This is a genomic window from Terrabacter sp. NPDC000476 (assembly GCF_040300125.1).
Classification (GTDB): domain Bacteria; phylum Actinomycetota; class Actinomycetes; order Actinomycetales; family Dermatophilaceae; genus Terrabacter.
The window spans coordinates 728121-751250 of the sequence record NZ_JBEPDF010000002.1; the positions used below are offsets into that span (position 1 = coordinate 728121).

A 23130-nucleotide genomic window follows, 5' to 3' on the forward strand; every position below is an offset into this window, starting at 1 on the left:
CGGCTTGGTCCGCCACGACGATCCAGCTGCGGCGGGAGACCGGGGTCAGCTCGCCGACCAGCCGGTGACCTCGACGAGGCGCAGCACGATCAGGTGGTCGAAGTGATAGTCGTGGTGCTGGTCGCGGTACTGGACGTGGCGTTCGGTGAGCAGGTCGGCGAGCGCGTGCAGCCGCTCCGCCGGCGGCTCCCCCACGTGTCGCAGCGAGGCGCGCACCCACCACAGGCGCGTCCAGTCGTCCGGGTCCCAGTGCTCGACGAGCAGCGTCGCGCGAGCGTCGAGCTCGAGGTTGCGCTCGCGCTGCAGCCGCGTCGACCGCTTGGCCTTGACGCGGTCGACCGGGATGCCGACGAGGCCGTCCCCGTCCACCGCGAACACGCACGGCACGAGGTCGGGCCCGCGGGCCGGGTGCACGGTGGCGAGCACGCCGTGGTCGGCGCCCGCGAGCCGCGCGAGCGCGTCGGCGGCATCCAGCGTGGCCACCCGGACCTCCGCTCGTCGGTGGGGAAACCGTCACCCAGCGTAGGTGCACGGGCGTCGGCGAGGACGGTGCCGGCATCCGGCGGCGTGGGGCCCCGCTACGGTGACGGCATGGCAGCTCAGGTCACGCCGCCCTTCTGGGTCAAGGTCATCGCGACGTTCACGGGGTGCGCGTCGATCGGCGCGCTCGCCGGGATGCTGGGCGGGGCGCTCACGCGCGACGTCGGCCGGGGCTTCGCCGTCGGCGTCGGCGCCGGCATCCTCGTCGCCCTCGCGCTCGTCGTGCTGAAGCCCGACCGCATCAGGGGCGAGTGACCGGGCCGGGCACGTCGCCGTGTGCCACCACACGGAGCAGACCGTGCCGCTGGCCGCCTCGGTCGCCGAGTGAGAGCGTCCGACCCGGCACGCTAGCCCTCGTCGTGGGCCGGCTGCTCCTTGAGCACGGGGTAGGTCAGGTGGGTCACGCCCACGCCCGCGACGACGGTCGGGTCGCCGAGCACGGTCGGGGCCGTGGCGAGGTGGTCGAAGAGACGGACGCCCGAGCCGAGGAGCAGCGCCGCGACGTCGATCTGCAGCTCGTCGACGAGCCCGGCGTCCAGGCACTGCCGGATGGTGTCGGCGCCGTGCACGCCGACGGCCCGCTCGCCCGCGGCGTCCGTGGCCCGGCGCACGGCGCTCTCGATGCCGTCGGTGACGAAGTGGACCGTCGAGTCGGGCCGCGGCCAGCCGTCGGGCACCGCGTGGGTCACGACGAACGCCGGGCCCCACGCGTGGTTGCCGCCCCAGCCCTGCGCGACCTCGAAGGTGCGCCGGCCCGTCAGCACGGCGCCGAGCCGGGGCGTCAGCGTGCGCAGGTGCCGGGCGCTCGGCTCGGACACCCGGAAGGTCATCGGGTCCGAGCCGCCCGTCGGCAGCTCGACGTCGCCCGAGGCGAAGTACCAGTCGAAGACCTGCCTGACGTCGTCGTCCGGGCCGGCGACGAAGCCGTCGAGCGACATGGACATGATGGCGATGACGTGCGACACGGTGGTTCCTCTCGTCGGGGTGGGTCCCCGTCCGGGACCTCACTCCTGCCACGAACGGCCCGTCGCGGATCGGACACGCAAGGACGTCCGGCCCCGGTCGGGGTGGTGGCGCGGGAGACTGGGCCCTTGCCGGTCGAGGTGTTCGTGTCGAGCGATGTCGACGAGATCTCGAAGTGGATGTCGACATCGATGTCGAGGGCCTGGACCGTCGTTCGACGTAGGGGTGCACACACCAACCGACACACGTAGGAGTGATCGACATGCCGCGTTTCATGGGTTTCGTTCGGATGCAGGAGGGGATCGGTACCCCGCCCCAGTCGCTCTTCGAGGCGATGGACGCCCACATAGGCGAGCGGGCCGCCGCAGGGGTCTTCCTCGACGGGGGTGGCCTCTACGGCACCGAGGACGCCGTGAACTTCGTGGTCAGCGGGGGCGAGGTCACCCGGCACGACGGGCCGTATGCCGAGTCCAAGGAGGTCGTCGGGGGCTGGTCGATCCTCCAGTACGACACCCTCGAGGACGCGGTCGCCGACCAGCAGAAGTTCGCCGAGCTGCACGCGAAGCACTGGCCGGAGGCCACCGTCGTCGCGACGCTGCGCCAGATCTCCGACGGGCCCGAGGCCCCCGGCGACTGAGCCCGCGTGACCACGCCGGCACCGGGTCGGGAGCGGCACGACCGCGCCCGACCCGGTGCCGGCGCGCTCGTGGCACGATCGGGCCATGACCCGTGCGCCGCTGTGGACGGCCCGGACGTGACCTACGTCTGGACCGCCGTCGGCGCGATGCTCGTGGTCGGGCTCGGGCTCATCGTGTGGGGCTCCCAGTCGGACCGCGGCCCGTCGGGTCAGGACCTGCAGGCCCTCCGCTCGCGCCAGATGCAGGTCGGTGCCGTGCTGGCCGGCCTCGCGCTGGCCGTGCTGGTGGTCGCCTACCTCACGGCGGACTGGCCCTAGCCCGTCGCGCGGCGGAGCGAGACGACCGTCCCGGCCAGCAGCGCAGCCGCGGCGAGCACCCCCGCGGCCGCGCTGAGGTCGACGTCCTGCTCGCTCACGGTGACGTGCTTCGGCAGGTCGGCGAGCACCCGGCTGAGCCCGTCGGCGTCCGTCGCGGCGAAGTACTCGCCGCCGGTCGTCTGCGCCACCTGCTTGAGTGCCACCTCGTCGACGACGAGGAAGTTGCGCCCGCCCGACGAGCCGCCACCGGCACCACCGAAGCCGCCGAACCCACCGAGGTCGCGCCCCCGCGGGACGAAGCCGCCGTACTGGTCCCGGGTGCACGCCAGCTGGGTCGGGTTGGTCGTGCCGAAGCCGATCGGATAGACCCGCACCCCCCGCGCCGCGGCCTGCTCGGCCGCCTCCCCGGGCGTGACGCCTCGCGTGTTCGCCCCGTCGGTGAGGAGCACGACGATCTCGGGCGCCACGTCGGCCCTGGCGCCGCCCGGCCCGTCCGGCCCGCCCGTCGCACCGCCCCCGCTGGGTGACGGCGTCGGCGTGGGCGACGGGTCGGAGGCGCCCGGCCCGTCGACCGTGGGCTCGTCGACCGCGTCGGCCGGGGCGACGTTCGGGTCGAGCTCGGCGATCGCGTCGATCGAGCGGAGGATCGCCGCCCCGATCGTCGTGCCGCGCCCAGTCGAGACCGCGTCGAGCGCCGCGAGCAGCTCGTCGCGGTCGGCCGTCGGGGCCACGGCCAGCTGCGCGAAGCCGGAGAAGACGACGAGTCCCACCTTCGTCTCGTCGTCCTGGCCCTGGACGAACGTGCGCACGGCGGCCTGCGCCGCACTGAGCCGGTTCGGCGCCACGTCGGTGGCGCACATCGAGCCCGACACGTCGAGCGCGAGGATGATCGTCGAGCTCGACGTCGGCACCTGCGCCCGCACGGTCGGGCGCGCGCTCGCCAGCCCCAGCAGCGCGAGCGCGCCGAGCACGAGCGCGATCGGCACGTGCCGCCGCCACGACCCCGTTCCGGCACCGGCCGCCCGGAGCACGCCGACGTTCGAGAAGCGGACGACCTGCCGGCGCCGGCGACGCAGCTGCCACACGTAGACCGCGAGGAGCGCCGGCACGAAGGCCAGCGAGACGAGCAGCAACGGCACGCCGAACGACACGTCAGACCACCCGCCCCTGCCGCAGCACCGAGACCGTCGCCCCGCCGAGCAGCAGCAGCGCCGCGAGCGCCGCCACCCACGAGGTGACCTCGTGCGGCACCGTCCGCGTCGTCCACTGCAGCTCGATGGCGTCGTAGACGGCCGCGAGCGAGGCCGCGTCCGTCGCCCGCCGGTACGTCCCGCCCGTCGTGTCGGCCACCAGCCGCAGCGCGTTCTCGTCGAGCGCCGTGGCGATGCTGAAGCCGTCCACCGAGATCGTCGCCCCCGCCGGCGTGCCGAGGCCGACCGGCTCGATGCGCACGCCCGCGGCCGACGCGAGCTCGGCCGCCGCCTTGGGCCCACCGTCCGTCGTGTCCTCGCCGTCGGTGAGCAGCACGATCGCCGTGCCGCCGTGGTAGCCGATGGGCGTCTCGTCGGTCGTCCCGCGCTCCGAGTCACCGGACGCCTTGACGGGTTTGCCGACGATCGCGCCGAGCCCGCCGAGGATGCCGTCCGCGAGCGACGTGTCGCCGGACGGCCGCAGCCGTGCCACCGCCGCGAGCACCGCGGCGCGGTCGTCGGTCGGGCGCTGGGTCACGAGCCCCGTGCCGCCGAACGCCACGACCGCGATCCGCACGGATGCCGGTTGGCGCGCCACGAGCGCGCGCGCGGCGGCCTTGGCCGCCTCGAGCCGCGAGGGCTTCACGTCCGTCGCCGCCATGCTGTTCGACACGTCGACGGCGAGTACCACGGTGCCCTCGCGGTGCGGCTCCGCGACGGCGGCCACCGGTCGCGTCAGCGAGAGCAGCAGCACGGTGACCGCCGCCAGCAGCAGCGCCGGCCCGACGTGGCGGCCCCGACCCCGTGGCCGCGCCACGACGAGCCCCTGCGCCGCGAGCTCGCGCCGGCGCACCTCCTGCGAGCGCAGCGCCCGCCGGTAGCCGATCACGAGCAGCGGCACGAGCAGCAGCCCCGCGAGCGCCCACGGCCAGGTCAGCGACACCCCGCTCATCCCGCTCATCCCCGTCATCGCCGTCTCCGGCGCCGCAGCTCTGCGATGCGCAGGAGCGTCCGCACGAGGTCGTCGTCCGTGCGCACGACGTGCAGGTCGACCCCGGCCCTCGTCGCGCGCGCCTCGAGGTCGGCCTGTCGCTCCGCCGTGACCGCCGCGAGCCGCTGCCGGAACGCCGCGTCGCTCGTGTCGACGAAGATCTGCTCGCCCGTCTCCGCGTCCTCGACGTAGACGCCACCGGCGTCGGGCAGCTCGCTCTCGCGCGGGTCGAGCACCTGCAGCGCGACCACCTCGTGCCGCCGGGCCAGTCGCGCGAGCGGTGCCTCCCAGCCGTCCACGGAGATGAAGTCCGACACGACGAGCACGAGCGAGCGCCGCCGCGCGATGCCGGCCGCCGCCGTCAGCAGCACCGACAGGTCGGTCACCCCCGCGCTCGCGTATGCCGTGTCCCGGCCCTCGTTCCCGCCGCGCGCACCCGCCGCCTGCGCTCGCCGACCGAACCTCGCGAGCCGCCCCCAGGCCCCGTGCGCACCCTGCCCCGCGTCTTTGCCCGGTCCCGCCGAGCGGGCCTCGCGGCGGTCGAGGAGGGTCTTCGCGATGCGCAGCACCTGCGTGCGGCCCGACGCCGGCGGCACGACGATCTCGACCTTCCGGTCGAGCACGATCGCGCCGACCCGGCCGCCCCCGCGCACGAGCACGTGCGCGAGCACCGTGGCCACCTCGGCGAGCACGAGGTCCTTCTGCCGGTCGACCGGCCCGAACCCCATGGACGCCGAGTCGTCGAGCAGCAGCCACGCCGTCAGCTCGCGGTCCTCGACGAACTCGCGCACGTAGGGCTCGTCGAGGCGGGCCGTGACGTTCCACTCGATGTGGCGCAGGTCGTCGCCCGGCGCGTACTCGCGCAGGTCGGTGAAGTCGAGCCCCGACCCGCGGAAGAGGCTGCGGTAGTCACCCTGGAGCCGACCGTCGAGCCGCCGCACCACCCGCCACTCGAGGCGCCGGAGCAGGCTCTCGGCGCTCAGCGCGGCGGTCGCGTCCATGTCGCGCCCTCGACCCCCGGGCTGCCGAACGAGTCGGCCGCAGCCCCACCCGCAGCCGCACCCGAAGTCCCACCTGCAGTCCCGCCCGCCGGCCCTGCGTCGTCGACCCGGGGCGACCGCTCGCGCATCGGCGCCGTCGGCACGGGCACGGCCGCGAGCAGGGGCGTCAGCACGTCGTCGGGGGAGAGGTCCTCGGCGAGCGCCTCGTAGGAGAGCACGATCCGGTGGCGCAGCACGTCGCGCGCGAGCTCGCGCACGTCGTCGGGCAGGGCGTGGTCGCGACCGCGGAGGAAGGCCAGCGCGCGAGCCGCGAGCACGAGGTTGATCGACGCGCGGGGGCTCGCCCCGTAGGTGAGCAGCCGGGCGAGGTCGTCGCGGCCGACGCCTGACGGCTCGCGGGTCGCGGTGGCGAGCCGGACGGCGTACTCGATGACGGCGGGGTCGACGTAGACGGCGTCGGCCTGGCGCTGGAAGCCGCGCAGCAGCTCCGCGTCGAGCACCTGCACCGTCGCCACCGCCGAGGCGATCTGACGCTCCACCACCACGAACTCCTCTGCGGCAGTGGGGTATCCGATGAGCACCTTGAGCATGAAACGGTCGACCTGCGCCTCCGGCAACGCATACGTGCCCTCGGACTCGATTGGGTTCTGCGTCGCCATGACGAGGAACGGGTCGGGCGCCGCGAACGTCTCGCGCCCGATCGTCACCTGCCGCTCCTGCATGACCTCGAGCAGCGCGCTCTGCACCTTGGCCGGTGCGCGGTTGATCTCGTCGGCGAGCACGAGGTTGGCGAAGACCGGCCCGAGCGAGACCTGGAACTCGCCGTCCTTCTGGTTGTAGATCCGCGTGCCGACGAGGTCGGCGGGCACGAGGTCGGGCGTGAACTGGATGCGCTGGAACTCGCCACCGATGGCCTGCGCGAGGGTCTTGATCGCCATCGTCTTGGCGAGCCCGGGCACACCCTCGACGAGCAGGTGGCCCCGCGCGAGGAGCGCCACGAGCATGCGCTCGACGAGCACGTCCTGCCCGACGATGGTGCGCTTCACCTCGTAGAGCGCCTGCTCGAGCGCCGCCCGACCGGTGGGTGCGTCACCGTCCATCTCGTCCTCCTCGTCGTCCGGGTCGTTCACGTCGTTCGCGTATGCCGGGAGCGCCGGGTGCGCGCCCGCGCGGTGTCAGCGGGGCGGGCTGCCCGCGGCCCCACCGGCGGTCGAGATCGGCACCGCGAAGCCGATGCCGACGAAGAGGCTCTGGTCGGTGGGGTTGGCCAGGCCGGTGACGATGCCGACGACCTGCCCGGCCCGGTCGAGCAGCGGCCCGCCGGAGTTGCCGGGGTTGACGGCGGCGTCGATCTGGATGAGGTGGTCGAGTTGGCGGCTGCCCTCGACGCGCACCGAGCGGTCGAGCGCCGACACGACCCCGGCCGACAGGGAGTCGACGAGCCCGAGCGGGTGGCCGACGGCGAAGACCGGGGTTCCCACCTGCACGCCGCCGCCGAGCGTGGCGGGCACGACGGTCTCGGGCAGGCGCGACGGGGTGAGCGTCGCGATGTCGTTCTCGGGCTGCTCGTTCGCGACCTTGGCCGGCGAGCGGGTGCCGTCGGCGAACGTCACGGTGATGGCGGTCGACCCGTCCACGACGTGCAGGGCCGTCAGCACCGTGCCGTCCTCGTTGACGACGACGCCGGCGCCGCTGCCCTCACGGGCCCGCCCGGCGACGGTGTCCTCCGTCTGGATGAGCACGAGCGAGGGGGCGATGGCGGCGTGCGCGACCGCGCCGTCGGGAGGGGCGGCGGCCTCGGCCTCCGCCTGCTTCGCGAGGCCGCGCTGCACGCTCGCGTCGACGTCGCGCTGCGTCAGCACGGGCGGCCCCGGAGGCCGGGTGGCGGCATACGCCCCGGCGACCGCGACGACGAGCAGCGCCACGATCGCCCACCACCACGCCCGACGCGGCACGGCGGCGAGACGGCGCCGGCCGCGGGTCCACCGCCCGGGTGGGTCGACCCGTGCCGGTTCGTCCGGACCGTCCCGGTCGAGCAGCCCGCGTGGGGGCGTGGGGACCGGGGCACCGGGCCCGGGGGCGTCGGCGTCGACGGGGGGTGGAGCGGAGACCCGGGCCACCTTTGCGACTCTACGTTTCGATCGGCCCGAGCGGGAGGGCTGCCGAGGGTTCACAGGATCCGGCGAAGGGAGCCGCGGGTGGCCTCGGCTGGGGTAGACATGGCCTATGCCGTCGGCCGGTTCCCTGCTGCACCAGCGCCTGACCGAGCAGCGCGGTGCGCTGAGGTCGGCCGAGGCCGCGGCGCGGTCGGGTGAGCCCACCGGGCTGCACGACGTGCGCGTGGCGATGCGTCGCATCCGCAGCGCCCTCGTCTCGTTCCGGTCCCTCGTCGACCCCGCGGTGACCGAGCCGCTGCGTGACGAGCTGCGTTGGGCCGCGGGCCGGCTCGGCTCCGCGCGCGACGCCGAGGTCGTGGCCGAGCTGACCGGGAGGCTGCTCGGGGCCGGACGGCCGGCCGGGCTCGGCGAGGCGGTCTCGGGACTGCGGGCGCGCCTGCAGCTCGATGCCGTCGCGGCGGCGGACGAGGTCGACGACACGCTCGGCTCGGAGCGGTTCGCCGCGGCGCTCGCGCTGCTCGACGCGGTCGTGGCCGCGCCGCCCCTCACGGAGGAGGCTGCACGGCCGGCCGCAGACGTGGCGGCGGAGGTGATGCGCCACGAGGTGGAGCGCGTGCGCCGCCGCGTGGCGGCGGTCCGTGAGGCCGTCGTCGAGACCCGCGCGGCGCGCCGGGCCGAGGAGGGCCGGCCGGTCGACGAGGACCGCATGGGCCCGAGAGGCCCCTCCGAGGAGGTCGCCGCGCGGCTGCACGAGCTGCGCAAGTCGGTCAAGCGCCTGCGCTACGCCGCCGAGGCCGTCGCCCCCGTGACGGGCAAGCGGGTGCGTCGCGTGGCCCGCCGCGCCGAAGAGGTGCAGACCCTGCTCGGTGACCACCACGACGGGATCGTCGCGGTCGGCACGTTGCGCCACCTCGCGCTCGACGAGGGGGCGGGCGAGGCGGCCGCCTTCCTGCTCGGCCACCTCGAGGCCGACGAGGAGCGCGCCGTCGCGCGCCTCGAGCGCCGCGCCACCAAGGCCGTCGCCAGGCTCGAGGACGCCGCCGAGCGAGCCCTCGCCGACTGAGCGCGCGCGGCCTCAGTCGCCTCGCGGCGTGCCCGACGCATGCGGCGTGCCCGACGTGTGCCGCGTGCCCGACGTACGCGGCGGGGCCGTGCTCCCGCGGACGACAAGCTCGGTCGGCACCGTCGTGGAGCGGTGCGGAGCGGCGCCGCCCGCCAGCAGGTCGAGCAGCAGGCGCCCGGCGATGGCGCCCTGCTCGCCCGGCTGCTGCCGCACGGTCGTCAGGTCGCAGAGCTCGGCGAGCGGGTGGTCGTCGATGCCGACGACGGAGAGGTCGGTGCCGGGGCGCAGCCCGGCCCGGCGCAGCGTGCGCATCGCACCGAGGGCCACCTCGTCGGAGTGCGCGAAGACCGCGGTGGGCGGGTCCGGGTGGCCGAGCAGCCGGCTCATCGAGGCCGCGCCGTGCTCGCCGCCCCACGGCGCGGTCACGACGATGCTCGGGTCGACGGGGATGCCGGCGCGCTCGAGGGCCTCGTAGTACGCCGGGGAGCGGGTCGAGCGCAGCCGTGGCTGGTCCGGGTCGAGCGCCTCCAGCATGCCGATGCGGGTGTGGCCGAGGTGGAGCAGGTGGTCGACGGCCTGGCGGCTCGCCTCGTGGTCGTCGATGTGCACCGAGGGGTAGCTCGCCCACTGGCCACCGGCCGCCACGATGTGCACGCCCATGGTCTCGAGTCGGGTGCGCTCGGCCTCCTCGACCTGGAAGCCGATGACGACGACCGCGTCGACCTTGCGGCGCGCGGGCAGCCGGTCGAAGAAGTCCTGCCGGTCGGCGACGTCGCCCACCTGGTAGAGCAGCACGTCGAGATCCGCCCCGCGCAGCACCGAGCCGAGCCCCTCGACGACGGCCCCGAAGAACCAGCGCGAGAGGTGTGGCACGACGAGCGCGACCCGGCCGGTGTTGCCCTTGGCGAGCCGGGACGCCTCGGGGGAGACGACGTAGTGGTGCTCCTCCGCCACGCGCAGCACGCGCTCCCGGGTGGCCGGTGCGACGTTCTTCGCGTTGCTCAGGGCGCGTGAAGCCGTGCCGACGCCGACGCCCGCGAGGCGCGCGATGTCGACGAGGGTCACCTTCGGCGGTGTCGCGTCCGTCACCTGTCCCACCCTAGGCCACTGGAAACGCTCCCACCAGAGTCGTGGGCGAGTCCCGCGTCGATGTCGAACGTCGAAAGGGTCGGTGACGAGATGTCGCACGTGACCTCTTGACAGCGCGTTCGGTGAGCCCCACTCTCGGAACTGGAAGCGTTTCCAGCATCGGTCCCAAGGCCGCCGCTCGACGGGGACGCACCGCCGGAGGCACGAGGCCCCGGCCCTTCAACGGCGCAGGAGGATCACCATGCAGATCGCAGCACAGCTCTCCCGTCCCACCCGACGGACGATCCTCGGGATGCTCGGCGTCCTCGGGGTCGCCGGCGTGGCCGCGTGCTCGGCGCCCGGCCCCTCGGCCTCCGGCGGCGCGGCCGCGAACTCGACGCCGACCTCGGTCAGCACGTCGCTCGGCACGGCCCCCGTCACCCTCAAGCTCTACGACGGGCAGGGCCTCAAGGCGGTCGACGACGCGCTCATCGCCGCGTTCACGAAGAAGCACCCCACCGTGACGATCACCCCGACCTACGACCCCGACAACGTGACGACGCAGAACCAGCCGCGCCAGCTCGCCTCGGCCACGCCGCCCGACCTCGTGCGCATCATCTCCGTGACGGCGGGCACGAAGAACGGCCTGCTGACGAACCTCGACGCCTACGCGACGGCATACGGCTGGGACGAGCTGCCCCCCTCGCAGCTCGCGCAGTTCCGCGCGAAGGACGGCGTGGCCGGCTCCGGCTCGCTCTACGCGAAGGCGAGCGGCTTCACGATGACGGGCCTCTACTACAACAAGAAGCTCGCGGAGCAGGTCGGCATGAGCGCCCCGCCGAAGACGGTCGACGAGCTCGTCGGCTACATGGACAAGGCCAAGGCGGCCGGGCTGACCGGCATGGTCGTGCACAACAAGGAGGGCGGTGGCGTCTTCCCGATCCAGCTGCTCCTCAACTCCGCGATGGGCCCCGAGAAGGTCTCGCAGTGGGTCTTCAACGCTCCCGGTGCGACGATCAACACCCCGGAGGCCGTGGCCGCCGCCAAGACGGTGCAGGGCTGGAACTCCGCCGGGCTCTTCCCGGCCTCGGTCAACGCCCTCGACGCCACCGCGGCCGACGCGCTCTTCGCCTCCGGCAAGGGCCTCTTCTTCCCGTGGGGCAACTGGGACGCGGCCAACCTCGACAAGACGATGCCCGGCCAGGTCGGCTTCTTCCCGATGCCGCCCGCGACGGCCGGCGGGCAGGTCGCCGCGATGTCCGACGCCGCCACCGCCTTCGGCATCCCGTCGAAGTCGGCGAACAAGGACGCCGCCGCGGCCTTCCTCGACTTCCTCTCGAGCGACGAGGCCCGCCAGATCGCCGTCGACAACGGCTTCATGCCGAGCGGCCTCAGCTCGCAGGCGGCGCCCACCATCCCGAGCGGCTCGGTGCTCGGTGACGTGACGAAGGCGTTCGGCGAGGTCTCCGCGGCGGGCGGCCAGGTGCCCTTCGTGCAGAACGCGACGGCCGGCATCAGCAACCGCGCGTGGACGCCCGAGAGCCAGCTGCTCCTCGGAGGCAGCTCGACGCCCGAGCAGTTCCTCACCAACGTGCAGGCCAAGTACGAAGACGAGCTGAAGCGATGACCACCGTCGACGGCCTCACGGCCCCCGTCGACGTCGCCGACGCCACCGACCCGACCTCGCGCCGCGTCCTGCGGCGCGGGGGCGGGGGGTGGTCGGCGGGAGGGTCGGTCGGCTCCCGCGCCCGCTGGGCCGGCTGGCTCTTCGCCCTCCCGGCCCTGGTCATGTACGGCGTGTTCGAGCTCTACCCGATCGTCACGGCCGTGCAGTACTCGTTCTTCGACTGGGACGGCATCAGCGCCAGCACGCCGGTCGGCCTCGCCAACTACACCCGGGTCTTCACCGAGCCGCAGCTGCTCGCCTCGATCGTGCACTCCTTCGTCCTCATCATCTTCTTCACGTTCCTGCCCGTCCTGCTCGGTCTCGTCGTGGCCTCGATCGTGCGCGAGATCCGGTCGAAGTGGGCCGGCGGCGCGGCCCGCACCCTGATGTTCCTGCCGCAGATCATCCCCGGCGCGGCGTCGGCCATCGCCTGGACGTGGATGTACTCGCCCGACGGCGCCGTCAACCAGATGCTCCGGGCGCTCGGCCTCGAGTCGCTGACGCGGGCCTGGCTCGGCGACTTCACGTGGGCGCTGCCCGCCGTCGGCATCATCGGCACGTGGCTCGCCACCGGGCTCTGCACGCTGCTGCTCATGGCCGGCATCGGCAAGATCGACGCGAGCCTCTACGAGGCGGCCTCGCTCGACGGCGCGAACCGCATCCAGCAGTTCCGGGCCATCACGCTGCCCGGCCTGCGCCAGGAGATCGGCGTCTGCGTCACCATCACGATCATCGCCGCCCTCGCGAGCTTCGACGTCGTCTTCATGTCGACCCAGGGTGGCCCCGGCTACTCGACCCAGGTGCCCGGCGTGCAGGTCTACCAGCTCGCCTTCACCGAGAACCGGATCGGCCAGTCGTCGGCCCTCGCCGTCGTGCTCAGCCTCATCGTGCTCGCGGTCATCCTGCCCATCCAGCGCTTCTTCAGGGAGAAGTGATCCCCGTGCTCGCTCGCCTGCGCGACACCGCGCCCAAGACCGTCCTGCTCACCGCCGCCGCGCTCTTCTCCGTCTTCCCGCTCCTGTCGATGTTCTCGGCCGCCCTGCAGCCGCAGGGCAGCGCGCCGGCCGGCATCTCGTTCCCGACGAACCCGCAGTGGCACAACTTCGTCGACGCCTGGAACGTCGCGAACATCACGACCCTCGTGCAGTCGAGCGCCGTGCTCGTGCTCGGTGTCGTGCCGATCGCGATGCTCATCTCCTCGATGGCCGCCTACGCCATCGCGCAGCTGCGGATCCCCTTCGGCAACGTCTTCTTCCTGCTGCTGCTCCTCGGGCTGACGCTGCCCTACGAGATCGTCGTCGTGCCGCTCTACTACCAGATGCAGCAGCTCGGCCTGCTCAACACCCAGATCGGCCTCATCCTGCCGCTCATCGGCCTCAACATGCCCTTCGCCGTCTTCTGGATGCGCACGCACTTCCAGTCGGTGCCGGCGGAGATCTCCGAGTCGAGCTCGATCGACGGGGCGGGTCCGTGGAAGGCGTTCCGGCACATCCAGCTGCCGCTCGCGGTGCCGGCGCTGGCCTCGCTCGGGGTGCTGATGTTCCTCAGCACGTGGAACCAGTTCCTGCTCGCCATCGTGCTCATCGACGACCCGAACAAGCGCACCATGGCCGGCGCGCTGCAGGGCTTCGTCGGTGCCCACTCGACCGACGTCGTGCTGCTCAACGCGGGCGCGCTGCTCATCATGGCGCCGACGATCCTCGTCTTCCTCGTCTTCCAGAAGTACTTCATCCAGGCGATGCTCGCCGGCGCGGTCAAGGGCTGAGCACGGATGCCGTCCCCCTTCCTCACAGAGAGCCCGACCGACATGTCCACCTCTTTCGCGTCCGCGACGCCCGACCGGGACTGGTGGCGCCGCGCGGTGATCTACCAGATCTACCCGCGCAGCTTCGCCGACGGCGACGGCGACGGCATCGGCGACCTCCCGGGTGTGCGCACCCGCCTGCCCTACCTGGCCGACCTCGGGGTCGACGCGGTCTGGCTCAGCCCGTTCTACCCCTCGCCGCTCGCCGACGGCGGCTACGACATCACCGACCACCGCGACGTCGACCCGAGGCTCGGCACGCTCGCCGACTTCGACGGCCTCGTCGCCGACGCGCACGCGCTCGGCATCAAGGTGATCGTCGACATCGTGCCCAACCACACGTCCGACCGGCACCCGTGGTTCCTCGAGGCGCTCGCCGCCGGCCCGGGGTCGGCGGCGCGGGAGCGCTACATCTTCCGCGACGGCACGGGGCAGGACGGCGGCGAGCCACCGGCCGACTGGCGCTCGCACTTCGGCGGGCCCGCGTGGCAGCGGGTCGACGACGGGCAGTGGTACTGCCACCTCTTCGCGCGAGAGCAGCCGGACCTCAACTGGGACCACCCGGAGGTGCGCGACCACTTCCTCGGCACGCTGCGCTTCTGGGCCGACCGGGGCGTCGACGGCTTCCGCATCGACGTCGCGCACTCCCTCGCCAAGGACCTCTCGCACCCGCTGCGGAGCCAGCCGAACCTCGACGGCAGCCTGCCGCTCGACGGCTCCGACCCGCTCTACGACCGCGACGAGGTGCACGAGATCTACCGCACGTGGCGCCGGCTCTTCGACGAGTACGACCCGCCGCGCATGGCGGTCGCCGAGACGTGGCACCCGACGTCGAGCCGCACCTACCTCTACGCGCGGCCCGACGAGCTCGGCCAGATCTTCGACTTCTCGCTCCTCAAGGCGCCGTGGCACCCCGACGAGTTCCGGGCCGTCATCTCGCGCTCGATCGAGGAGCACGCCGGCATCGGCGGCGCCCTGACGTGGGTGATCTCGAGCCACGACGTGCCGCGGCACGCGACGCGCTACGCCCTGCCCGTCGGCACGGACCTCGACGCTTGGCTGCGCAGCGACGGCACCGACGTCCCGCTCGATCCGGCGACGGCGCGGCGCCGGGCGCGGGCCGCGACGCTGCTCGTGCTCGCCCTGCCCGGCTCCGCCTACCTCTACCAGGGCGAGGAGCTCGGCCTGCTCGAGGTCGCCGACCTGCCCGAGGAGAGCCTGCGCGACCCCGTCTTCGAGCGCACCGGGCGCCGCCTCAAGGGGCGCGACGGGTGTCGCGTGCCGATCCCGTGGACGAGCGAGGGGCCGTCGTTCGGGTTCGGTGCCGACGGCTCGTGGCTGCCCCAGCCCGACTGGTTCGGGGCGTATGCCGTGTCGGCGCAGTCGGGCGACCGCGGCAGCTCGCTCGAGCTCTACCGCGCCGCCCTCGCGCTGCGCCGCCGGCTCGCGACGGGCGACGCGTTCAGCTGGGTCGACAGCGGCAACCCGGAGGTGCTGCGGTTCGCCCGAACGGACGGGTGGCAGTGCCTCGTCAACTTCTCGGCGCGGCCCGTGGCGGTGCCGGGCACCCCGCTGCTGTCGAGCACCCCGCTGTCGTCGAGCAACCTGCTGTCGTCGAGCACCCTGCTGTCGTCGGGCACCGACCTCGGGCCGACCCTGCCGTCGGAGGGGGCGGTGTGGTTCGTGCCGTCAGCGCCGGCCTGAGAGCAGGCGCGGCACCGGCTGGTCCGGGTGGGGCTCGTCGCCGAGCTCGGCCTGGGCCAGCCACAGCCGTGCCTCGAGCTCGGCCCGCACCTGCGCGTGGGCCGGGTCGTCGGCGACGTTGTGCAGCTCGTCCGGGTCGGCCTCGAGGTCGTAGAGCTCCCACTCCGGGGCGAAGCGGCGGTCCGAGCACCCCGGCAGGCCGAGCCCGTCGTTGTAGAAGTAGATGAGCGTGTGGCGGTGGGTGCGGTAGCCGTAGTGCGCGCCGACCTGGTGGCTGCGGTCGTCGTGCATCCAGTAGCGGTAGTAGAACCCCTCGTCGGCGCGGTCCCGGTCAGCCGCCGTGACGGCGGGATCTGTGAGGTCGGCCCAGAACGACCGGCCCTGCATCCGGTCCGGCACCGGCACCCCCGCCGCCCCGAGCAGCGTCGGCGCGATGTCGACGTTGGTGACGATCCGGTCGATCGCCCGGCCCGGCTGCACCGCGCGGGGGTAGGAGAGCACGAAGGGCATCCGGATCGACTCCTCGTACATGAAGCGCTTGTCGAACCAGCCGTGGTCGCCGAGGAAGAAGCCCTGGTCGGAGGCGTAGACGACGATCGTGTCGTCGAGCTCGCCCCGCTCGCGGAGCCAGCCGGTGAGCCGGCCGACGTTGTCGTCGACCGAGGCCACGCAGGCGAGGTAGTCCTCCATGTAGCGCTGGTACTTCCAGAGCGCCTCGTCCTCCGCGGAGAGGCCGTCCGGCACGGGCTGCTTGAGGTCCTCCGCCGTGAGGTGGTCGGCCACCCGCATGGCCGCGCGCCGGGCCGTGTCGGACCGGCCGGCGAGGTCGTCGGTGAAGGTCGGCGGCACCGGGATCGGCGTGCCGCCGAGGGGCCCGCCCTCGGCATACAGCCCCGCGTGCGCCGCGTCGGGCTCCCACGGGCGGTGCGGCGCCTTGTGCCAGACGAGCACGCACCACGGGTCGTCGCCGCCGGTGTCGTCGAGCGACTCGGGCGACTCGGGCGACTCGAGCGACTCCACCCAGTCGATGGCGAGGTCGGTGATGAGGTCGGTCGCGTAGCCCGGCTCGACCCGGACGCCGTCCGGGGAGAGGAAGCGTGGGTCGTGGTACTCGCCCTGGTCGATGAGGGCCTCCCAGTGGTCGAAGCCCTGCGGGTCGTGCTCGATGCCGCCGGTCGCCCCCTGGCCCATGTGCCACTTGCCCACGAAGGCCGTGCGGTAGCCCGCCTCGCGCAGCGCCGTGACGAACGTCGGCTGCGAGGCGTCGATGAAGGTGTCGAGCGTCGTCACGCCGTTGACGTGGCTGTAGGTGCCGGTGAGGATCGAGGCCCGGCTCGGCGCGCACAGCGAGTTCGTCGCGAAGAGGTTGTCGAGCCGTGCGCCCGCCGCGGCGACCGCGTCGATGTGCGGGGTGCGGTTGACGACCGAGCCGTAGGTGCCGATGGCGTGCGCCGCGTGGTCGTCGCTCAGCACGAAGACGATGTTCGGCCTGCGGGTCGGGGGCTCGACGGTCATGACCCCATCGTGCACGGCTCCGTCGGGCGCCGTTGCGAAGGGCATCGTGGAACTCGGCCGCCCGGTGCGGAGTCGGAACGGCATGGACGTCGACCTCCCGTGCCCCATCTGCGCCGCCCCGACGATGACCCCCGGCGACATCGTCGGCCGTTCGCCGGGGGTCAAGTTCAAGTCCTCCGGCCCGGGCCTGCTGGGTGACCTCACCGGCACGCTCATCACGCGCGGGATCTTCAACCACAGCGCCCGGGCGCTGCGCTGCGACGCGTGCGGGACCGTCGTCGTGCCCGGCCCCGACCGGCAGTGAGCCCTGGGATCCGGGTCGAGGTCGGGGTCCGGGACCAGACCGAGGCCCGGGCCCGCGTTCAGGTCGTGCGCGTGGTGGCAGCCGCGCGGCGGAGGGCGGCGGGCGAGCCGGGCGTCGGCGCGAAGCGCCACACGAGGCCCTGCTGCGCGAAGGTCCAGACGTTGTTGACGAACCAGTAGGCGACGAGCCCGGCCGGCACGAACGCGGCGGCGGCCAGCACGCCGATGCCGCCGACCCAGGGCATGAGCCGCTGGACCGTCGCCATCGCCTCGGGCAGGTCGGTCGGGTCGGTCATCGGCAGCACGAACCACCGCTGGGTCAGCAGGCTGAGCAGGGCCGCCCCGAGCGCCACCGCCACGAGGAGCAGGCCGCCGGGCACGCTCGCGGCGAAGGTCGTGCCGAGGTGGCCCGTGAGGTGCAGGCCCGCCACCGAGGCGGCCGACGCGGAGGCGACGAGCCCGGCGTCGAGCGCGCCGACCGAGTGACCGGCGGCGAGGTCCGACACGACGCGGTAGAGCGCGTAGAACAGCGGCAGCTGCAGCAGCATCGGGGCGAGCCCCCAGGCCGAGACGCCGTGCTCGGCGTGGATGCGCCGCTGCTCGGCGCGCATCGCCGTCAGCTGCTCGAGGTCACGGCTGCCGGCATACCGGCGTCGCAGCTCGCGCAGCTGGGGCGCGGCGTGGGCGCGGGCGTGCGCGGACCGGACGCCGTGGATCGTCACGGGCAGCAGCACGGTGCGCACGGCGACGACGAGCAGCGCCACGGCGAGCAGCCAGGCACCGGCCGAGCTCGCCGCGAGCCCGAGGCCGGCGGCGAGGTGGTGGGCGGCCGCGAGCACGGCCGCGACGGCATGGGTGAGGGGGGTCAGGAGGGTGGACAGGACGTCGGGCACGGGTGAGCTCCTCGGCTCGGGCCGGCGTCGGGCGACGCGGCCGGGTGACTGGGTAGGCACGGAGTCCGCGCGCCGCTCTCGCGGCGGACGGGTCAGCGCCGACCCGGTGCCCGGGGTCGCCGAGGACAGCGGGGCGCGTCGACCGCGCACCAGTAGGCGCTCGACGCGGGCACCGCGTCGGCCACGCCCGAGGGGCGCGCGCGCACCGGAACCGGCCGCACGGGCCGGGCCTGCCGGGCGGTGAGCGCGATCGCGAGCAGCCCCACGGCGCCCGCCGTGACGAGCACGTGGAGGGCGCTCGCGTCGCCCGTCGTCGCGAGCAGCACGACGAGCGTGGCGACGAGTGAGATCACGAGCGTCTCGACGGCGAGGCGCGCCCGGGCTGCATCGGTCGCCAGCGCGCGAAGGCGGTCTCGTCGGTCGTCCACGGTCACCTCCTGCGCGTCGTCTCGGGCGTCCCAGCCGTCCGAGCGCTGTCGTCAGTGCTGTCGTCAGTGCTGCTTCAGCGCTCGTCCGGGTCCATTGTCCCACTGCGTGGCGGGGCATGCCGCTGAGGTTCGGCCCACAGCGCCGTCGACCACAGCGCGTCGACGGCTGCCACCTGCTCGGCCGGGGTGAGTCCCGTGACGTCGAGGGTGTGGTCGGCCCCGGCGCCGAGGGCCGCGTCCGCGCGGTGGAGGGCGACGAACTCGTCGTCGGTGAGCCAGACCGTGCGGCTGGCGGCCCGATGCCAGGCCTCCTCGAGCGTCACGGTGAGGTGCACGACGACGACGTCGTCGAGCCGCTCGCGGTAGGTCCCGAGCGTCGCCGTCGTCAGCACGTCCGCGACGACGGCCTCGATGTCGGCGGCCGTGAACGAGCTCGCGAGCGCGCACGCGTTGACGACGCCGAGGTGCTGCTGGCGCCGTCCCTCCTCGCCGTCCCACGGCGCCGCGCCGCCCGACACGACGAGCCGGCGCACGTCGTCGACGTCGACGACCGCGCACCGCTCCCGCGTGGCGGCGAGGGCGTGCGCCGTCGTGGACTTGCCGACGGCGGGCGGTCCGGTCAGCACGAGCACGGGACGAGGCGGCATACGGCCCATGCTGTCGTATGCCGGGGTGGCGCGGCGGTTCCGGAGTCGGAGCAGGGGGCGGTTGTCCTATCCTCGGCCTCGGGGCACCGTGGACGACGTGGAGGAGGCGGACAGGGTGACGGCACCGGCTCCACGTCGGCAGGGCACGAGCGCGGGCAACCGGCTGTTCGACCGCTTCGACCTCGTGCTGCTGCTCGTGCTGGCCGTCATCGTGAGCCAGGCGCTCGTCGACACGCGCGGCTCGGTGTGGGGGTCGCTCGTCACGCACGCGACGACCGGTCTCGCGCTCGTCGTGGCGACCCGCGCCTCCGCGGCGCGGCGTCGCGTGCGCCGCGTCCTCGACGTGCTCGTCGTGGTCACGCTCGTCAGCAACGTCCTGCTGCTCCTGCCGGCGGGAGGCCAGCCCGTCCCGCCGGACGCCCTGCAGCCCGAGGGCGTCTGGCTCGGGGCGGCCGTGGTGCTGCCCGTCATCATCGGCAGGCGCCTGCTCGAGCACCCGGTCGTGCGGGTGCAGACCGTGCTCGGCGCGGTCGCGGCCTACCTGCAGATCGCCGTCGCGTACGCCACGCTCTTCCAGACCGTCGACGGGCTGACGCCGACGCACTTCTTCGGCGAGCAGGTGTCGACCACCGCGTACACCTACTTCAGCCTGACGACGATCTCGACGGTCGGCTACGGCGACCTCGTCGCGGCCACCGACCTCGCGCGGCTCGCCGCGACGAGCGAGGCCGTCGTGGGCCAGGTCTTCCTCGTCACCTTCGTCGCCCTCATCGTGTCGCGCTTCGCGGCGGGACCGGGGCGGGGCGCGCGGGGCGCGCGTCACGACGCCGACCTCGCGGACGAGTGAGGCTCGGGTCGGCGACTGAGATCAGGTCGTGCTGTCAGGTCGTGTGTCAGGTCGTGGAGCCGAGGTCGAGGCTCTCCCCGACCGAGCGCTCCAGCACGACCGGGATGCCGGTCGGCAGCTGCGTGCTGAGGTCGCTCATCAGCGTGGCGGTCGGCGGGAGGTCGGTCGGTGCCCTCACCTCGATGACGAGGCTGAAGCCCTGGTTGGTGACGTCGACGACCTCCGCGCCCGGCGTCGAGGCGAGCCAGCTGCGCGCCGACGCGCGACCGACGTCGGTCAGCTTCGCCACGGCGAGGGCGACGAGGCTGTTGAGCACGACCGGGACGAGGACGAGCAGCACGAGCAGGGCGAAGGTGACGCGCACCCGGTGCCGCGCCCGACCACCCTGCTCGCGCACGGCACTCGTGTAGCCGAGGGTCGTGAAGACGAGGCTGCCGGCGAAGACGAGCGCGAGGAAGTTCGACAGGAAGAGCACGAGCGCGCCGAACGCGAGGCTCGGGCTGCCCTCGGCGAGGCAGATGCCGACGACGCAGAGCGGCGGCACGAGCGAGATCGAGATGGCCACGCCGGGCAGGATCGCGGCGACGTCGCGCCGGGCCAGCGCGATGGCCCCGGCGAACCCCGTCGCGAGGGCGCCGAGCAGGTCGACGAGCCGCGGGCTCGTGCGGGCAGCCACCTGCGAGTTCGACAGCAGGTCGTAGGGGCTCGGCAGGAGCAGGGAGAAGAGCGCGCCGAGCGCGATGACGACGAGCCCGCCGAGCACGACGAACTTCACGCCGCCCGTGCGCTCGCGCTTCACGAGGGCGAGGGCCGTGCCCATGATCGGCGTCGACAGCGGCGCGATGATCATGGCGCCGATGACGGTGGCGGTGGAGTCCGCGATGATGCCGGCGCTCGCGATGCACGCAGCGAGCACGAGCATGGTCCAGAAGGCCGATCGCTTCGAGAGCGTGTCGCCCTCGTTGAGGTCGAGGTCGGCGGTCAGCTCCTCGAAGGTGCGGCGCTGCCGCTCGGGCAGCACGCGGGCCCGGATGGCCGTGAGCATGCCGCCAGTCTGCTGGAGGCCGGCCGAGCACGTGGGCGTTTCAGGGCCAGGTCCCGGCGCCCGAGCTGACACCGGTGAGGCGCTCTAGCATCGGCGCCATGCCCGACCAGCCCGACCTGCCCGACCAGCGCGGCCTGCCTGGCCAGCGCGGCACCGGTGACCAGACCGACCAGCCCGGCGCCCCTGACCTGCGCGGCTCGCTCGTGCGTGACGCCACGGCCGACGACGCGGCCGCGTGCGCGGCGATCTACGCGCCCTACGTCACCGGCACGACGGTCACCTTCGAGACGGAGGCTCCGGACGCCACCGAGATGGCGCGGCGCATCGCGGCTGCTCAGGAACGGCACGCCTTCCTCGTGCTCGAGAAGGACGGCGTGGTTGTCGGCTACGCGTATGCCGGCCCGTTCAAGGCACGCGCGGCCTACCGGTGGTCGTGCGAGGTGTCGGTCTACCTCGCCGGGGACCGGCGGGGGCTCGGCGGCGGTCGCCGGCTCTACGAAGCGCTGCTCGGGCGGCTGGCCGACCGCGGCTACCGCACGGCCGCGGCCGGGATGACCCAGCCCAACGAGGCGAGCGCTCGGCTGCACGCGGCCCTGGGGTTCGAGCCCGTCGGCACCTACCGCGCCATCGGCTGGAAGCTCGGCGCCTGGCGCGACGTGACGTGGGTGCAGCGCGCCTTGGGAGGCCCGGTCCCCGAGGGCGGGGACACGCCCCCGCTCGTCTGACCCGTGCCCATCGAGTGAGCGCCCCTGCCCCCGATTCCGCCGCAGCAAGTCCGCCCTGGCTGGGTTGGCGTGGCGTCACGAGCCTGGATCGCGCGGGAGGTCCGCCTTGGCTGGGTTGGCGTGGCGCATCGAGCCTGGATCGCGCGGGAGGTCCGCCTTGGCTGGGTTGGCGTGCCGAATCGAGCGTGGATCGCGCGGGAAGTTCGCCTTGGCTGGGTTGGCGTGCCGAATCGAGCGTGGATCGCGCGGGAAGTGCGCCCTGGCTGGGTTGGCGTGGCCCGCGCATCGGGAGTGCCGGCCCGCCGCCGCGACGAGCGAGCGCCCCGCCGCAGGTGGTCTGCAACGGGGCGCTCGCTCGACGGGTGCGTCAGGGCAGGGTCGGGTAGTCCGTGTAGCCCTCGGCGCCGCCGCCGTAGAAGGTGTCGGGGTTCGGCTCGTTGAGCGGGGCACCCTCGCGCCAGCGCCGCACGAGGTCGGGGTTGGCGAGGAACTCGCGACCGACCGCGACGAGGTCGCCAAGGTCGCGCTCGAGAATGTCCTCGACGTCGGCAAGCTGGGTCACCGAGCCGAAGCCGCTGTTGAGGATGACCGGGCCGCCGAAGCGCTTGCGCAGGTCGCGCACGACGTCGGCCTCCGGGTCGCCGAGGATGCTGAGGTAGGCCAGGCCCAGCGGGGCGATGCCCTCGACGAGCGCCTCGTACGTCGCCGCGGTGTCGGCCTCGTCCTGCTCGAGCACGCCCTGGATGTTGTGCGCGGGCGAGACGCGGATGCCGACGCGGTCGGCGCCGATGGCCTCAGCCACGGCCTTGGTGATCTCGATCGTCAGGCGGGCGCGGTTCTCGGGCGAGCCCCCGTAGGCGTCGGTGCGCTGGTTGCTGCTCGGTGCGAGGAACTGGTGCGGCAGGTAGCCGTTGGCCGCGTGCACCTCGACGCCGTCGAGCCCGGCGGCGACGGCCTGGCGGGCGGCGTGCACGAACTCCGCCACGAGCGCGGGGATCTCCTCGGTCTCGAGGGCGCGCGGGACGACATACGGCTGCTGGCCGTTCGCGGTCACGATCTCGCCCGGCGCGGCGATGGCGCTCGGGGCGACGCTCTCGAGCCCGCCCTTGTTGTCGGGGTGCGCGATGCGGCCGGCGTGCATGAGCTGGACGACGACGTGGCCGCCACCCGCGTGCACGGCGTCGGCGACGAGGCGCCAGCCGGCGACCTGCTCGTCGGAGTGCATGCCGGGGGTGTCGAGGTAGCCCTGGCCGACGGCGCTGGGCTGGGTGCCCTCGGTGATGATGAGGCCCGCGCTCGCGCGCTGGCCGTAGTACTCGGCGTTGAGCTCGGTGGGCGCCTGGCCCTCACCGGCGCGGTTGCGCGTCAGCGGTGCCATGACGAAACGCTGGGGGAGGTCCCAGCGGCCGATGCGGATGCTCTCGAAGGCCGTGGACACTGGCCTGCTCCTCACTGTCGCGGACGACGGTCGTGCGGGGTGGTCACTCACGTGATGGGGCCCACCGGACTGGTAGAGCCTTCAACCACCTACCCGAAAGACAAGTCCGACCCGTCGCCGCGCATTCCTCGGGGCCCGTGTGGTGCGCGCCACGCCGCCGTATGCCGGGTGCCTGGGACCGCGTCCGCGTGCGCCCGGGTGGGTCCCGCCGCACCGGGGCACGACGA

The 23130-nt window shown here is 73.7% G+C and carries 25 protein-coding genes; 11 read left to right on the forward strand and 14 right to left on the reverse strand.

Translation table 11 applies throughout. The features are described 5' to 3' along the window. Positions 1-45: 45 nt before the first annotated feature. A complete protein-coding gene (locus ABT295_RS15805) occupies positions 46-483 on the reverse strand; it encodes a PNPOx family protein (RefSeq protein ID WP_352395352.1) in 438 nt (145 codons plus the stop codon). 108 nt (positions 484-591) lie between these two features. Between ABT295_RS15805 and ABT295_RS15810 the strand changes: the two genes are divergently transcribed. Continuing rightward, on the forward strand, positions 592-795 hold the full coding sequence (locus ABT295_RS15810) for a hypothetical protein (RefSeq protein ID WP_352395353.1): 204 nt from the start codon (positions 592-594) through the stop codon (positions 793-795). Positions 796-887: 92 nt separating this feature from the next. Here ABT295_RS15810 and ABT295_RS15815 read toward each other — a convergent pair whose 3' ends face one another. Further along, entirely contained in the window at positions 888-1505 is a 618-nt protein-coding gene (locus ABT295_RS15815; RefSeq protein ID WP_352395354.1) for a dihydrofolate reductase family protein, read from the reverse strand. 260 nt (positions 1506-1765) lie between these two features. Between ABT295_RS15815 and ABT295_RS15820 the strand changes: the two genes are divergently transcribed. Both ABT295_RS15820 and ABT295_RS15825 read left to right on the forward strand, forming a co-directional pair. Beyond that, entirely contained in the window at positions 1766-2140 is a 375-nt protein-coding gene (locus ABT295_RS15820; RefSeq protein ID WP_352395355.1) for a YciI family protein, read from the forward strand. A 117-nt stretch (positions 2141-2257) separates the two neighbouring features. Then, complete coding sequence (locus ABT295_RS15825) at positions 2258-2458, forward strand: hypothetical protein (RefSeq protein ID WP_352395356.1); 201 nt, start codon at positions 2258-2260, stop codon at positions 2456-2458. On the opposite strand, the gene ABT295_RS15830 is transcribed toward ABT295_RS15825, so the two are convergent. Genes ABT295_RS15830 through ABT295_RS15850 form a run of 5 tightly spaced genes read right to left on the reverse strand, consistent with a single transcriptional unit; the run spans position 2455 to position 7760 of the window. Then, positions 2455-3609, reverse strand: a complete 1155-nt coding sequence (locus ABT295_RS15830) for a vWA domain-containing protein (protein WP_352395357.1) — start codon at positions 3607-3609, stop codon at positions 2455-2457. The two genes, ABT295_RS15825 and ABT295_RS15830, sit on opposite strands and share 4 nt — an antisense overlap. A gap of 1 nt (position 3610) precedes the next feature. Next, complete coding sequence (locus tag ABT295_RS15835) at positions 3611-4618, reverse strand: vWA domain-containing protein (protein WP_352395358.1); 1008 nt, start codon at positions 4616-4618, stop codon at positions 3611-3613. After that, entirely contained in the window at positions 4615-5640 is a 1026-nt protein-coding gene (locus tag ABT295_RS15840) for a DUF58 domain-containing protein (protein WP_352395359.1), read from the reverse strand. Before ABT295_RS15840 ends, ABT295_RS15835 begins: the two co-directional genes overlap by 4 nt. Beyond that, positions 5619-6770 (reverse strand): AAA family ATPase, encoded by a 1152-nt coding sequence (locus ABT295_RS15845; RefSeq protein ID WP_352395360.1) that lies wholly within the window; start codon positions 6768-6770, stop codon positions 5619-5621. The genes ABT295_RS15840 and ABT295_RS15845 overlap by 22 nt, the downstream gene beginning before the upstream one ends. Positions 6771-6815: 45 nt before the next feature. Next, on the reverse strand, positions 6816-7760 hold the full coding sequence (locus ABT295_RS15850; RefSeq protein ID WP_352395361.1) for a S1C family serine protease: 945 nt from the start codon (positions 7758-7760) through the stop codon (positions 6816-6818). A gap of 106 nt (positions 7761-7866) precedes the next feature. On the opposite strand from ABT295_RS15850, the gene ABT295_RS15855 reads away from it, so the two are divergent. Continuing rightward, a complete protein-coding gene (locus ABT295_RS15855; RefSeq protein ID WP_352395362.1) occupies positions 7867-8820 on the forward strand; it encodes a CHAD domain-containing protein in 954 nt (317 codons plus the stop codon). 12 nt (positions 8821-8832) lie between these two features. On the opposite strand, the gene ABT295_RS15860 is transcribed toward ABT295_RS15855, so the two are convergent. Next, positions 8833-9909 (reverse strand): LacI family DNA-binding transcriptional regulator, encoded by a 1077-nt coding sequence (locus tag ABT295_RS15860; protein WP_352395363.1) that lies wholly within the window; start codon positions 9907-9909, stop codon positions 8833-8835. A 241-nt stretch (positions 9910-10150) separates the two neighbouring features. On the opposite strand from ABT295_RS15860, the gene ABT295_RS15865 reads away from it, so the two are divergent. Genes ABT295_RS15865 through ABT295_RS15880 form a run of 4 tightly spaced genes read left to right on the forward strand, consistent with a single transcriptional unit; the run spans position 10151 to position 15062 of the window. Then, positions 10151-11515, forward strand: coding sequence for an ABC transporter substrate-binding protein (locus ABT295_RS15865; RefSeq protein ID WP_352395364.1), 1365 nt, complete (start codon positions 10151-10153; stop codon positions 11513-11515). After that, positions 11512-12489, forward strand: coding sequence for a carbohydrate ABC transporter permease (locus ABT295_RS15870; RefSeq protein WP_352395365.1), 978 nt, complete (start codon positions 11512-11514; stop codon positions 12487-12489). Before ABT295_RS15865 ends, ABT295_RS15870 begins: the two co-directional genes overlap by 4 nt. A gap of 5 nt (positions 12490-12494) precedes the next feature. Beyond that, positions 12495-13319, forward strand: coding sequence for a carbohydrate ABC transporter permease (locus ABT295_RS15875; protein ID WP_352395366.1), 825 nt, complete (start codon positions 12495-12497; stop codon positions 13317-13319). A gap of 42 nt (positions 13320-13361) precedes the next feature. After that, positions 13362-15062 carry a glycoside hydrolase family 13 protein gene (locus tag ABT295_RS15880; RefSeq protein ID WP_352395367.1) on the forward strand — a complete coding sequence of 567 codons (1701 nt, stop codon included), beginning with the start codon at positions 13362-13364 and terminating at the stop codon, positions 15060-15062. Here ABT295_RS15880 and ABT295_RS15885 read toward each other — a convergent pair. Then, entirely contained in the window at positions 15048-16577 is a 1530-nt protein-coding gene (locus ABT295_RS15885) for a sulfatase family protein (RefSeq protein WP_352395368.1), read from the reverse strand. The two genes, ABT295_RS15880 and ABT295_RS15885, sit on opposite strands and share 15 nt — an antisense overlap. An 82-nt stretch (positions 16578-16659) precedes the next feature. On the opposite strand from ABT295_RS15885, the gene ABT295_RS15890 reads away from it, so the two are divergent. Continuing rightward, positions 16660-16881 carry a hypothetical protein gene (locus tag ABT295_RS15890; RefSeq protein ID WP_352395369.1) on the forward strand — a complete coding sequence of 74 codons (222 nt, stop codon included), beginning with the start codon at positions 16660-16662 and terminating at the stop codon, positions 16879-16881. Between the two features lie 58 nt (positions 16882-16939). On the opposite strand, the gene yidC is transcribed toward ABT295_RS15890, so the two are convergent. From yidC to ABT295_RS15905, 3 genes are all read right to left on the reverse strand, one after another. Next, positions 16940-17773, reverse strand: coding sequence for a membrane protein insertase YidC (gene yidC, locus ABT295_RS15895; protein ID WP_352395370.1), 834 nt, complete (start codon positions 17771-17773; stop codon positions 16940-16942). A gap of 92 nt (positions 17774-17865) precedes the next feature. Beyond that, positions 17866-18201 carry a hypothetical protein gene (locus ABT295_RS15900; RefSeq protein ID WP_352395371.1) on the reverse strand — a complete coding sequence of 112 codons (336 nt, stop codon included), beginning with the start codon at positions 18199-18201 and terminating at the stop codon, positions 17866-17868. Positions 18202-18275: 74 nt separating this feature from the next. Next, on the reverse strand, positions 18276-18848 hold the full coding sequence (locus ABT295_RS15905) for an AAA family ATPase (RefSeq protein WP_352395372.1): 573 nt from the start codon (positions 18846-18848) through the stop codon (positions 18276-18278). Positions 18849-18963: 115 nt separating this feature from the next. Here ABT295_RS15905 and ABT295_RS15910 point away from each other — a divergent pair, with 115 nt between their 5' ends. Then, complete coding sequence (locus ABT295_RS15910) at positions 18964-19695, forward strand: potassium channel family protein (RefSeq protein WP_352395373.1); 732 nt, start codon at positions 18964-18966, stop codon at positions 19693-19695. Between the two features lie 46 nt (positions 19696-19741). Here the strand turns inward: ABT295_RS15910 and ABT295_RS15915 are convergent, their stop codons facing one another. Continuing rightward, complete coding sequence (locus ABT295_RS15915) at positions 19742-20740, reverse strand: DUF389 domain-containing protein (protein ID WP_352395374.1); 999 nt, start codon at positions 20738-20740, stop codon at positions 19742-19744. Positions 20741-20838: 98 nt separating this feature from the next. On the opposite strand from ABT295_RS15915, the gene ABT295_RS15920 reads away from it, so the two are divergent. Next, positions 20839-21465 (forward strand): GNAT family N-acetyltransferase, encoded by a 627-nt coding sequence (locus tag ABT295_RS15920; RefSeq protein ID WP_352395375.1) that lies wholly within the window; start codon positions 20839-20841, stop codon positions 21463-21465. 367 nt (positions 21466-21832) lie between these two features. On the opposite strand, the gene ABT295_RS15925 is transcribed toward ABT295_RS15920, so the two are convergent. Further along, entirely contained in the window at positions 21833-22903 is a 1071-nt protein-coding gene (locus ABT295_RS15925; RefSeq protein WP_352395376.1) for an alkene reductase, read from the reverse strand. Positions 22904-23130 lie beyond the last annotated feature (227 nt).